Annotated in this window: 11 protein-coding genes; 8 read left to right on the top strand and 3 right to left on the bottom strand. The window is 41.8% G+C overall.

The features are described 5' to 3' along the window. Positions 1–108 precede the first annotated feature (108 nt). On the top strand, positions 109–834 hold the full coding sequence (locus H8S37_RS06145; protein WP_186875119.1) for a phosphatase: 726 nt from the start codon (positions 109–111) through the stop codon (positions 832–834). A 73-nt stretch (positions 835–907) separates the two neighbouring features. Beyond that, positions 908–1,195 carry a YerC/YecD family TrpR-related protein gene (locus tag H8S37_RS06140; protein ID WP_117975852.1) on the top strand — a complete coding sequence of 96 codons (288 nt, stop codon included), beginning with the start codon at positions 908–910 and terminating at the stop codon, positions 1,193–1,195. An 85-nt stretch (positions 1,196–1,280) separates the two neighbouring features. On the opposite strand, the gene H8S37_RS06135 is transcribed toward H8S37_RS06140, so the two are convergent. Next, positions 1,281–1,871: a DUF1836 domain-containing protein gene (locus H8S37_RS06135; protein WP_186875118.1), complete on the bottom strand. Its 591-nt coding sequence runs from the start codon at positions 1,869–1,871 to the stop codon at positions 1,281–1,283. Positions 1,872–2,146: 275 nt separating this feature from the next. On the opposite strand from H8S37_RS06135, the gene pcrA reads away from it, so the two are divergent. The 5 genes from pcrA to H8S37_RS06110 all read left to right on the top strand — a co-directional run bounded on the left by pcrA (position 2,147) and on the right by H8S37_RS06110 (position 8,649). After that, positions 2,147–4,405, top strand: a complete 2,259-nt coding sequence (gene pcrA, locus H8S37_RS06130; RefSeq protein ID WP_186875117.1) for a DNA helicase PcrA — start codon at positions 2,147–2,149, stop codon at positions 4,403–4,405. A 209-nt stretch (positions 4,406–4,614) separates the two neighbouring features. Beyond that, the gene (locus H8S37_RS06125) at positions 4,615–4,854 is read left to right on the top strand and encodes a hypothetical protein (RefSeq protein ID WP_186875116.1); all 240 of its coding nucleotides are present in this window, start codon (positions 4,615–4,617) and stop codon (positions 4,852–4,854) included. A gap of 270 nt (positions 4,855–5,124) precedes the next feature. Further along, positions 5,125–6,501, top strand: coding sequence for a 23S rRNA (uracil(1939)-C(5))-methyltransferase RlmD (gene rlmD, locus H8S37_RS06120; RefSeq protein WP_186875115.1), 1,377 nt, complete (start codon positions 5,125–5,127; stop codon positions 6,499–6,501). A 399-nt stretch (positions 6,502–6,900) separates the two neighbouring features. Next, positions 6,901–7,464: a DNA-3-methyladenine glycosylase I gene (locus H8S37_RS06115; RefSeq protein ID WP_186875787.1), complete on the top strand. Its 564-nt coding sequence runs from the start codon at positions 6,901–6,903 to the stop codon at positions 7,462–7,464. A gap of 54 nt (positions 7,465–7,518) precedes the next feature. Beyond that, on the top strand, positions 7,519–8,649 hold the full coding sequence (locus H8S37_RS06110; protein WP_186875114.1) for an aldo/keto reductase: 1,131 nt from the start codon (positions 7,519–7,521) through the stop codon (positions 8,647–8,649). 74 nt (positions 8,650–8,723) lie between these two features. On the opposite strand, the gene H8S37_RS06105 is transcribed toward H8S37_RS06110, so the two are convergent. After that, positions 8,724–9,344 (bottom strand): manganese efflux pump, encoded by a 621-nt coding sequence (locus H8S37_RS06105; protein ID WP_186875113.1) that lies wholly within the window; start codon positions 9,342–9,344, stop codon positions 8,724–8,726. Positions 9,345–9,438: 94 nt separating this feature from the next. Here H8S37_RS06105 and H8S37_RS06100 point away from each other — a divergent pair, with 94 nt between their 5' ends. After that, on the top strand, positions 9,439–10,389 hold the full coding sequence (locus tag H8S37_RS06100; RefSeq protein WP_330604864.1) for a calcium/sodium antiporter: 951 nt from the start codon (positions 9,439–9,441) through the stop codon (positions 10,387–10,389). Here H8S37_RS06100 and H8S37_RS06095 read toward each other — a convergent pair. Beyond that, positions 10,377–12,098, bottom strand: coding sequence for an ABC transporter ATP-binding protein (locus tag H8S37_RS06095; RefSeq protein WP_186875112.1), 1,722 nt, complete (start codon positions 12,096–12,098; stop codon positions 10,377–10,379). The genes H8S37_RS06100 and H8S37_RS06095 overlap by 13 nt on opposite strands. Positions 12,099–12,706 lie beyond the last annotated feature (608 nt).

The raw sequence follows: 12,706 nt of genomic DNA, 5'->3' as shown, positions 1-12,706 counted from the left end.
TATTGTATCCTATTTAGAAAATTGTATTCTGGAAAAAATATGGTATAATCGGAATGGAAAAAATAGAAATTTTGGAAATTTATGTATTTTACATTTAGGAGGAAGAAAATGAAGATTGTTGCAGATACACATGCTCACACGCTGATGAGTGGACATGCCTACAGTACAATCCAGGAGATGGCAGCAGCAGCGGCAAAAAAAGAGCTTCAAGTGATGGCACTGACGGAACATGCACCAGAGATGCCTGGAACATGCGGAAAGTTTTATTTTGACAACTTGGATGTAGTGCCAAGGACAATGAAGGGGGTAAAAATGCTCTTTGGCGCAGAGCTAAATATTATGGATGCAAAAGGAACCGTAGATTTGCCAGAAGCAACTTTACGTGGCCTGGATATTATTATTGCCAGTATCCATCCTCCATGCTATGGAACAGAGCATACAGAAAAAGAAAATACAAAAGCTTATATAAAGGCGATGGAAAATCCATATGTGAATATAATCGGACATCCAGATGACGGCAGATTTCCGGTTGACTATGAAGAAATTGTGAAGGCGGCAAAAAGAACAGGAACGCTCTTAGAATTGAATAATTCCTCTTTAAGACCGCAGAGCTTTCGGCAGGGAGCCAGGGAAAATATGCTGACAATGCTGGACTTGTGCCGGCAGTATGATGTATTTGTGTCAACAGGAAGTGATGCCCATGTAGATGTAGATGCAGGAAATTTTACATACGTAAGAGAGGTGCTTGCGTATTGCAATTTTCCATGGGAATTGGTAGCGACGACAGATTTCCAACTCTTGAAGGGATTCTTAAATCTATATAAAACGGTATAAAAAGGTAGACTTTAAAAGTTTAGTGTGCTAAAATGTATAATAGTCATTAGGCTGTTAAAGGAGAGCGTAAATTATGAGTAAAAAGATAAGAACAGAAGCAGTAGACTATCTGTTTCGTGCGATTTTGAGTCTGGAAAATAAAGAAGAATGTTATACGTTTTTTGAAGATATCTGTACGATCAATGAGCTGCTTTCGCTTTCGCAGCGATTTGAAGTGGCGAAAATGTTAAGAGAACAGAAGACATATCTGGAAATAGCAGAAAAGACAGGAGCTTCCACTGCCACAATCAGCAGAGTGAATCGTTCTCTAAATTATGGAAATGACGGGTATGACATGGTGTTTGAAAGGATTAATAAATAGCAGAAGAAAACAAAGACGCTGATGCTTCAGACAGAAATCAGTGTCTTTGTTTTTTATGACAAAACAGCAAATATATTTTGGAGATTTACGTCTCTTTGAGACTGTCGATCAACTTTTCGATAAGCTGCTTTTTGACATATACATCAAAGCTCAGATTGCAGATAAATGTAAAGAGCTGGAGATATTCCCGATCTTTATCCGGTAAATCTGTGAACGTGGTTTCTGCCTGTTCATGGGCTGTTTTTACCGTTTCTTTTAAAGGCTCGATGCGCTCCTTTTCGATCCGGCAAATTTCCTCATACAGAGAGGACATATCTATGCTGCCGTTCCCGTCAAAATAATTTTCTGTAATAGGCTTTAAGAGAGATTCGATGTCTTTTATGGACAAAATATTTTTGAAATAATAAATAAAAATCAGGATTAGGACATGCTCTTTGGAATATTTCTTCTTAACAGGCGGAGGAAGCAGATTGTTTTTTGCATAGTTATTGATCATTGTTTTTGTCAGAATTTTATCGTCCTCATGCCGTTTAGTGGAAGCAAGCTGGCTGTCCATGAAAGTAGTTACCTGATCCATGTATAAATCAATATTAGGAATGTCACCCGGATGGATATAATCGATACGGGAAAGACTTTCTAAAATACTGTTCAACATATCATTCGTATTTATTGTCATAGTATCACCTCGATGTATTTATTATATAGTAATTAAAACTATATGACAAGTTTTTTCTATTTATAGTTAGCAGAAAGCTTTATAAGTGATACGGCGATCTGTTTTACTGATCTGGCAGACAGGCAGCAAGACGAATTATAGTTGACAATTGGGAATGTGTGTTCGATAATGATAATACCCGAAGAGAAAGCATTTATTGTATAGGAAGAAAGAAAACAAAGGAGAAAAGACAGTGCCTGCATATTTTGGCGCTGCTTGAGGATAGGAGAAGAGGTATGAGTATATATGACAGCTTAAATGAGCCGCAGAAGGAGGCGGTATTTCACACAGATGGTCCGCTTTTGATTCTGGCAGGAGCCGGCTCTGGAAAGACAAGAGTGCTGACGCACAGGATTGCATATCTGATTGAGGAAAAAGGAATAAATCCATGGAATATCCTGGCAATTACTTTTACAAATAAAGCGGCAGGAGAGATGAGGGAACGTGTAGATCAGCTGGTGGGATTCGGTTCTGAAAGTATCTGGGTGAGTACCTTTCATTCCATGTGTGTCAGGATTCTGCGGCGGTATATTGACCGTCTTGGCTATGACACAGCGTTTACTATATATGATACAGATGACCAGAAAACTCTGATGAAGGAGGTTTGTAAGCTGGCGGATATTGATACGAAGGTTTACAAGGAAAGAGTCATTTTAAGCGCTATTTCCTCTGCGAAGAATGAGCTGGTTTCTCCGGAAGAATTTGAACTGAACGCAGGAGGGGACTACGGCAGGCAGAAAATCTTAAAGGCTTACCGGGAGTATGAAAAACAAATGCGGTCTAACAATGCGCTGGATTTTGATGACCTGCTTGTAAAAACAGTGCAGCTTTTTCAGACCCAGCCAGATGTATTAGAGTATTATCAGGAACGGTTCCGCTACATTATGATCGATGAGTACCAGGATACAAATACTGTGCAGTTTAAGCTGGTCAGTCTGCTTGCACAGAAGTATAAAAATCTTTGTGTAGTCGGGGATGATGACCAGTCCATATATAAATTCAGAGGAGCAAATATAAAAAATATTCTGAATTTTGAACAGGAATTCCCAGATACTAAGGTGGTGAAGCTGGAGCAAAATTACCGTTCAACTGGAAATATTTTAAATGCGGCAAACGCAGTAATCAGGAATAATTGCGGCAGAAAAGAAAAGACACTGTGGACAGAAAATGAAGAGGGAGCCAAGATTGCCTTACGCCAGTTTGACACTGCCTACGACGAGGCAGATTTTATTGCAGAGGACATTGAGAAAAATATAAGAGAAGGCGGATCTTATAATGATAATGCAATTCTCTATCGGACAAATGCGCAGTCCCGTCTGTTTGAAGAACGGTTTGTGGCGGCGAATATTCCATATAAAATCGTTGGAGGGATTAACTTTTATGCCCGCCGGGAAATTAAAGACTTACTTGCCTATTTAAAAACGATTGACAATGGACAGGATGACCTGGCAGTACGCCGTATTATCAATGTACCTAAGCGGGGGATCGGGCTGACAACTATCAACCGGGTACAGGAGTCCGCGCTGGAAAGGGGAATCGGCTTCTACGAGGCTTTAAAAGGGCTTGATTTGATTCCGAATATCACCAGGGGAGCGGCAAAACTAGATTCTTTTGTAGCGCTGATTGAATATTTTAAGGGGCGGGCCAGGACAGAGAGTATCTCAGATTTGCTGCAAGAAATCATAGAAAAGACAGGCTATATGGAGAGCCTGGAGGCAGAGGCAAAAAGAGAGGACGAGGCACATGACAGGGCTGAAAATATCGACGAACTCCTAAATAAGATTGCTGCATATGAAGAAAACTGTGAGGATATGGGAGAAAAAGCAACACTAAGCGGATTTCTGGAAGAGGTCGCATTGGTGGCGGATATTGACAGCCTGGATGAAGAACAGGAATATGTGGTGCTGATGACTTTACACAGTGCGAAAGGTCTGGAATTTCCAAATGTCTATATGGCAGGAATGGAGGATGGCCTGTTCCCTAGTTATATGACAATCAGTTCCGGCGATCTGGAAGAGATGGAAGAAGAAAGAAGGCTCTGTTATGTAGGAATTACCAGGGCAGAGGAAAAACTGACCGTAAGTTGTGCCAGAATGCGAATGGTGCACGGAGAGACACAATACAACCGAATGTCTCGTTTTTTAAAGGAAATTCCTGTTAATCTGCTGGATACTGGCGAGGTATTTGTGAAAAAAGCAGAAGAAACAGAAAAAGAAAAGACAGTGTTTGCAGCTTCTAATCCTTATTTTCATGCTAAGAAGAGCTTTAAGGCACAGCCATTTTCAGTGATGAAGGGAGCAGAACAGTTTGCGGCATCCAAGGCAAAAGGATTGGATTATACAGTAGGAGATCGCGTGCGTCACCTCAAATTTGGCGAAGGAATCGTGGAGAACATTGCAGAAGGCGGACGGGATTATGAAGTGACTGTGGAGTTTGATACTGCGGGGCGAAAGAAAATGTTTGCTTCCTTTGCAAAATTAGTGAAAGCAGAATAGTCCTGCTTTTCATTTGAGGCGACAGATTTATTTTCTATATGCGGATAGGACGGTATTGCTTGTCTGCCTTGTGTGCTGATACAAACTATAGAAATGAACAAAATATAATTGAGATTTTGGCATAAATTAGTAGTAATCTGAAAATGATAGTGTTATAATAACAGAAAGTAAACCATTGTCGGCAGGACAGGGGAAAGGACGTGAATAGCATGAGCAAGGTAGAAGAATTAATAGCAGAGACAAAATTAAATGATTTATTACACAGAAATGAATCAGAGAAACATAAGAACACTGTAATCTGGGTACTCGCAATTATTGGGGCAGTGGCAGCAGTGGCAGCCATCGCTTTTGCGGTATATCGGTTCTTTACACCAGATTATCTGGAGGATTTTGAAGACGATTTCGATGATGATTTTGATGATTATTTCAGCGAGGAAGATCAAGTGTAACAGGTTCAAATAAGACAAAGAAAATATAGGCAGGATGTAGTCAAAGACACTGCACCCTGCCTGTTTTATGCCATGATTGCTGTAAAAGGAGTGAAGATATGGCAGCGTTGGCTTTTATGACAGAATAGCTATCCTATCTGAAGAAGATGTGTGTGGTACGCTGATTGAAAGTAACGCAACAGGACGCAAAATTTACTCTTTATCGACCGTAAGTGCTCTTGTAAAGAGAAGGTAACGAAGTAGAATATATAAAAGAGGGAACATCAGGCTATGAAAAAAGGACAAGTATTAGAAGGAACTGTTGAGAAGGTAGAATTTCCCAACAAGGGAATCGTTTCTATACCGGAGGAAGAAAAATGTGTAATCGTAAAGAATACGATGTCGGGACAGAAAATCAAGTTTTGTATCCATAAATTTAAGCGGGGAAATCCAGAGGGAAGACTTCTGGAGGTGCTGAAAAAATCTCCTTTAGAAACAAGAGAGCCAGTCTGTAGTATTTTCCCAGAATGTGGGGGATGCATGTATCAGACAATGTCCTATGACGAGCAGCTTAAGATGAAGGCGGGACAGGTAAAAGAAATTCTGGATGACGCTGTAAAAGGGGATTGGTGTTTTGAAGGAATAAAACCATCTCCGCAGGAGTTTGCATACCGCAATAAGATGGAGTTTTCCTTTGGGGATGAATATAAAGACGGCCCGCTGTCTCTGGGGTTGCATAAAAAGGGAAGCACCTATGATGTGCTGACTGCTTCAGACTGTAAACTGGTACATGAGGATATGACAAAAATTCTGTCATGCGTGCTTGCATATTTTAAAGAGAAGAAAACGAGCTATTACAAAAAAATGCAGCATATAGGTTATCTAAGGCATCTTCTATTGCGTAGGGGAGAGTATACGCAGGAGATTCTGGTAAATTTAGTGACGACGTCACAGGAGGAATTAGATCTGCAGCCTCTTGTCCAAGCACTTTTGGAACTGGAATTAAAAGGGCGGATTGTCGGGATTCTGCACATTGTGAATGATTCACTTTCAGATGTAGTGCAGAGTGATGAGACAAGGGTTTTATATGGACAGGAGTATTTCTATGAGAAGCTGCTGAACTTAGAATTTAAAGTAACGCCGTTTTCATTTTTCCAGCCAAATTCAAAGGCTGCGGAAGTCTTATACAGTACGGTACGAGAGTATATCGGGGATATTCAGGATATGACAGTGTTTGACTTATTCAGTGGAACCGGGACAATCGCGCAGCTTCTCGCGCCTGTGGCAAAAAAGGTGATCGGCGTAGAGATTGTCAGAGAAGCGGTGGAAGCGGCGCGGGAGAATGCGGCGCATAATGGGCTGTCCAATTGTAAATTTATAGCAGGAGATGTATTTAAGGTACTGGATGAAATCGAAGAAAAGCCGGATGTCATTGTACTGGATCCACCAAGAGATGGGATTCATCCAAAGACACTGCCGAAAATATTAGATTACGGGGTAGAAAAGATTGTATATATATCCTGTAAGGTGACTAGTCTGGCAAGAGATCTGGAAATGATACAGGCGAAGGGATATAAAGTAGAAAAATGCGTGGCTGTAGATCAATTTTGCCAGACGGTGCATGTGGAAAGTATCATGCTTTTGTCCCATGAAATCCTGGTGGCATAATTAATATAAAAGTGGAGTTTGGTGTGGAGAGAAAACGAGGTACCACTTGATAAGACCGTGAAGAGTTCTGCGGTGTATAAACCAAGAGAGTGTGTGAACTATAGAATGATACAGGAATATACAGAAGGAAAGTACGGTTTTGAGGTACAATCACATATATTGCAGAGGAAAAGAGAGAATTAAGATTGCGGCTGTATGATGCACAGTCTGTATGGCCTAGAAAATGCTTGAGGAAGTTAGAAAAATTTAAGTTTAGAAGAGATACGAAAGCGCTTTGACAGAGGAGTTTTTCAGAGGCTAGTTGAAAGTAGAAGCACCGGTGGTTATAATGATGAAGAGACAAAGGAACCTTTGAATCTAACTGAGGAAAACATATTACAGGGAGAAAGAAGATATATGATGAGATGGAAAGATGGAAAGTCAAGATGCTGGTGGGCGAACCCTAAAAATGAAAAGTATATACACTACCATGATGCTGAATGGGGCGTTCCGGTATATGACGATCACAAATTGTTTGAAATGCTGGTACTGGAATCTTTTCAGGCAGGACTGTCATGGGAGTGTGTATTGAATAAACGGGAGGCGTTTCGGAAAGCATTCGATGATTTCGACTTAGAGACGGTTTGTACTTATGACGAGAAGAAGATAGCAAGTCTTATAGAGAATCCAGAGATTATACGAAACCGTCTGAAAATTCAGGCCGCTGTAAATAATGCGAAGGTGTTTCGCAGACTACAGGAGGAATACGGTAGCTTTTCCGATTATCTCTGGCATTGGACGAACGGAGAGGTGATTTATGAAATGGGAAAGTCAAGCTCTCCTTTGTCCGATGCAGTATCTAAAGATTTGAAAAGACGTGGAATGAAATTTGTAGGTACAACGATTATCTACGCGTATATGCAGGCAGTGGGCGTGATTTTTTCTCACGATGAGGAATGTTTTTTGAATGTAAAAATGAATTGACATGGAGCTGGCTCCAGAGTTTATAATAAAGGAAGAAGGAAAGGAGTGGATTTTATGGAACAATATCTCGGAGAAAAGATTCCGAAGCTGGGGTTTGGACTGATGCGTCTGCCAATGAAAGACAATGCCATTGATATAGAGCAGACAAAAGCAATGGTAGACAGATTTTTAGAAGAAGGATTCTATTATTTCGACACGGCGTATGGATACAATAACGGAGAATCAGAAAAAGCAATCAAAAAAGCACTGGTGGACAGGTATCCGCGTGAAAAGTTTATGCTTGCGACAAAGCTTCCGGCATGGGCAGGGGCGAAGAACAGAGAAGAAGCAGAACAGATGTTTTATACCTCTCTTGAGCGCACAGGAGCAGGGTATTTTGACTTCTATTTATTACATAATTTAGGAGAACAGAGAACCCACTTTTTTGATGATTACGATATTTGGAACTTTCTGGCAGAGAAGAAAAAAGAGGGGCTGATTAAGCATCTCGGATTTTCTATGCATGACAAGGCAGAGGTGCTGGATGAAATATTGACTGCCCATCCAGAAATGGAATTTGTACAGTTACAGATCAACTATGCCGACTGGGAGGATCCGACAATTGAGTCACAAAAGTGTTATGAAGTGGCACGAAAACACCAAAAACCGATCATTATTATGGAACCAGTCAAAGGCGGCACTCTGGCGAATCCACCAAAAGAAGTGACAGAGGTTTTAAGGCAGGCAAATCCAAAGGCATCTCCGTCCTCCTGGGCGATTCGCTTTGCAGCATCGCTGGATGGAGTGATTACGGTATTATCTGGTATGTCTAATATGGAGCAGATGGAAGATAACCTTTCTTATATGAAAGAGTTTCAGCCACTGACAACAGAGGAACAAAAGACAGTAGAAACAGCGCGAGAGATTTTTAACGCCTTTCCGAAGGTGCCATGTACAGCGTGTGCATACTGTATGAAAGGCTGCCCGCAGCATATCGCAATCTATGGTTCCTTCCAGGCATATAATATTTACAGTATGTATGGAGATTTAGGCGGAGCGAGGAACAAATATACGTGGAATACAGATGGGCATGGCTGGAAGAAAGCGTCCGCATGTATTGCGTGTGGAAAATGTGAGAAGGTCTGTCCGCAGCATATTTCTATTCGGGAGGAGCTGAAAAAAGTAGCAGCAGCTTTAGAAGGGTAAAAGGACAGGCGGGGGCTTACAGACAGGGGCAGGATATTTCTTAAAAAGGAATATCCTGCCTGCTTTTTATAGATTCAGAGCTTTGTAAATGCGAGGATGACAAGAAAAATACCTGCGACAAAGGAGAGATCCAAGCGGAATTTTTCTCCAATCTTGCGGCCGATCAGGAGCCCTGTATGGGCGGCTGTTTCTCCAAACAGAAATGTACACAGAACTGTCAGCGGTACAGACAGCTTCATAAATGCAGCCATTGTGCCAATTACCAGACTATCCAGGGACATGGCAAGAGAGAAGAAAAAGGTCTCTTTCCAAGAAAGTGTTTTGTTGTAGTCACGGTCTGCCTCTATCGGATTTCCATAAATATTGATAATAAAATGCAGGCTGGAAAGGGTAAAATGGATATCCTTATGCATTTGTTTATGTGCTTTTAAATAACCGCGTATACTGGAATCAGTAAGCTTAAGAATTCCCAGAAAAAGAAGTGTAAAGAAACAGACTCCTTTTGTAAAGCTTTCCGGAACCCAGTAATCAATGAGCCTTCCAAATAAAAGAGAGACGCCAAGGAAAGACGAACAGACTCCATTTAGGAGCAGAATCTGTTTCCAGGAAAATTTGATACCGCCAGTTCCATATGCAGTACATGCGATGAATGTGTCCAGACAGAGCGTAGGGGCAAGCAGAAAAATATCAATCATAACCAATATGCCTTTTTCACTACTATATTCTGAAAATATATATTTGACATAAAACTATCGCTGGAATCATATAATCAGTGGAGGGGGTGAAAATGTGACAGGTTTAGGTTCTGAAGTATTACTGTTTATTATGGGAATGGTGTTTTTGGTGTGGGGCAGCAGTCTGTTTGTGGACAGTGCAGTTCGGATAGCAAAACATTTCCATGTACCGGAGGTACTGATAGGAGCGACGATTGTCAGTCTTGGCACAACACTTCCAGAGGTATTATTTTCAGTGACTGCTTCCTTTAAAGGATTACCGGATATGGCGCTGGGAAATGCACTTGGCTCCATATTGTGCAATACGGGAATGATTGCTGGAATTCTGCTGCTTCTTCGTCCCATGGAGATAAAGGAAGGCGAGAGACAAAATCTGATATGGAATGCAGGGATTCTATCAGCAGCTTTTCTTATCTATGCTGTCAGCGGATTTCTATTTGGAGGGCTGCCTGGTGTCTCGGGAGTAGTACTTTTTGGACTCTGTATATATTACCTGTGGAATATAAAAAAACGAATGACAAAGCAGGAGGAGACATTCTTAGAGGAACCATTTCAGACAAGTGACTGGATACGGGTTGTAATGGAAGCAGTATTGATTTATATAGGAGCTTCTGTGCTGGTGGATACAGGGCCTCAGCTTGCACACAGGCTAGGGGTTCCGGAAGTCGTGATTGCACTGGTATTTGTGGCGGCAGGTACCTCGCTGCCGGAATTGATTACTTCCCTTATAGCAATAAAAAAGAGACATGCGGCGCTGTCTCTTGGAAATATTATCGGTGCAGATATTCTGAATTTTGTTCTGGTCGGAGGTCTGTCCTCCCTTATACATCCGATCCATTATCCAGATACAGTTATGCGTCTGGATTTGCCTTTTGTGGCTTTGGTTTTAGTGACACTGTGCCTTCCGGCAGTCTTAAAGAAAAAGACAGCCAGAGGGCAGGGGGTGCTTTTGGTACTTTTCTATATAGGATATCTTCTGGTTTTAAACCGAGATTACATATTGTAGTAATGCGCGTAAATACCGTCTTTTTTTAGTAGGGTTTCATGCGTTCCACGTTCTGCTATGCCGTCTTCTGTAATGACAATAATTTCATCCGCATGCTTAATGGTAGAGAGACGGTGGGCAATAGTGATCGTAGTTCTGTTTTTAGCAAGTTCTTCCAAACTTTGCTGAATAAAGCGTTCGCTTTCATTGTCCAGAGCGCTGGTTGCTTCATCTAAGATAAGGATTGGCGGATTCTTTAAGAAAACACGTGCAATGGAGATACGCTGCTTCTGACCACCAGAGAGACGGGTGCCTCGTTCCCCGACAAATGTATCATATCCATCTGGGAGTTCTTCAATAAAGCCATGGATATTCGCCTTTTTTGCCGCGGCAATGATCTCTTCCATAGAAGCCTCCGGTTTTCCATATGCGATATTTTCTTTGATGGTTCCGCAAAACAGATATACATCCTGCTGTACAATTCCGATTTGATCGCGCAGGCTTTTAAGTGTCAAAGTCCGCACATCCTTTCCGTCAATGGTGATCCGTCCGCCGGATACGTCATAAAAACGAGGGAGAAGAGAGCAGATCGTTGTCTTTCCACTTCCAGAGGGGCCGACTAAAGCGATGGATTTTCCGGCAGGGATCTGAAACGATACGTGGGATAATACGGCCGTATCATCATCACTATAATGAAAAGAAACATCCTCGTAGGAAACTCTGCCGAGCACATTGTCGAGGGGCTGTGCATCCTCTGCATCCTGAATGTCAGGCTGTGTTTCGATAACATCTAAGAAACGGCGGAATCCAGACAGACCCTTCTGCATCATTTCTGTAAGCTCTACCAGGATTTGGATGGGATTGATAAATATACCTATATAAAGTGCGTACATTGCGAGATCAGCAGCGTGCATCTGTCCTTTTGCAATCAGATACCCTCCGAATACAAGGGTGACGAGATACATCATACCCTGGAAGAATAGATTCCATCCCATAAAGCTGCCCATACAGCTATAGTTTGCACGCTTGGATATAAGGAAACCGTGGTTGCTTTTCCGAAATTTTTTACGCTCGATTTCCTCATTGGCAAAAGACTGTACCACCCGGATGCCTGCTAATGTGTCCTGTAGACTGGCGTTGACGTCTCCAATTTTACGTCGGTTTTCCATAAAGGTTGCCTGCATGCGTTTATTCTGACTGAAAGAAAACAGAAACATACACAAAACTAAAAATAGGAGTGGAATAGCAAGCCGCCAGTTAATAAGAAACAGGAAGATAAAAGAACCAACGATTTTTATTAAAGAGATAAATAAATTCTCTGGCCCGTGATGTGCAAATTCGGAAATATCGAACAGGTCGGATACAAGCTTACTCATCATCTGCCCGGAATTGTGCTGATCGTAGTAAGAAAAAGAAAGGCGCTCATAGTGCTCAAAGAGCTGCTGGCGCATATCTCTTTCCATATGAGCCCCCATCATATGCCCTTGATAGCTTACGTAATATTTACAGAGACTCTGGACTACGTACATTAGAAACAGGGCAAGTGCAATCGGTACTAGAGCTTTTAATATTACGGCGCGGCTTTCTGTAAACAGAGTATTTGTCAGTGTACGGAGGATCTGCGGATATGCCAGATCTACAAAGCTAATCATAGCAGCGCAGAATAAATCAATGAAGAATACAATCTTGTAAGGACTGTAATATTTTATAAAACATTTTAACGTATGCAATAGAATTCTCCTTTCTTTTCATTCCCGCGGGCAACGAGCCAGGCGGCCAGGCCAGCATGGATATTTGACTTCCGTACGGCAAAAAGCCGGAAACTTTGAGAAACCACAACAATCTTAGCATAAATAGATAAAATGTACAAGCAGCCGGAGTTTTTGGCGAGAGGAAAGAGGGCAGATGAAGTAAAAAACAACGGAGACTTGACAGGGAAGGGGCTGTATGCTATCCTACCATAGGTTGAAAAAAGAATTGCAATGGAAGAAAAGAGAATATACAGGGTCGGCAATACCAATATCATTCCATGTAGCCTGTTTGTTTTATGGGAAAACAAAGACTACATGGTTTTTTATATAATAGGAAATTTTGATAAATTTCCTATTATATAAAAAGCCCTTCGGGCGGGGTGCTGCGTGCCAGTGGCACGCGTTTAGCACCGACCGAAGCGGCAGCGGAGACTGCGCACGCCGCAATAAGGAAATTTTACCGCTTTGCGGTATTGCGGCGGCGCGCAAAGTGGACAAGTCCCTCAAGAGAGTGAGGGGCGGGGGAGTTGAAGTGGGCTTGCCCACTTTGTTATGATTCAGGAATTTTGTACTCTGTTGAGGTAAAG

The organism is Mediterraneibacter hominis (genome assembly GCF_014287475.1).
GTDB lineage: Bacteria > Bacillota > Clostridia > Lachnospirales > Lachnospiraceae > Mediterraneibacter > Mediterraneibacter hominis.
The sequence above is the reverse complement of the archived record's forward strand: the minus strand, read 5'-3'. Positions and strand labels throughout refer to the sequence as shown.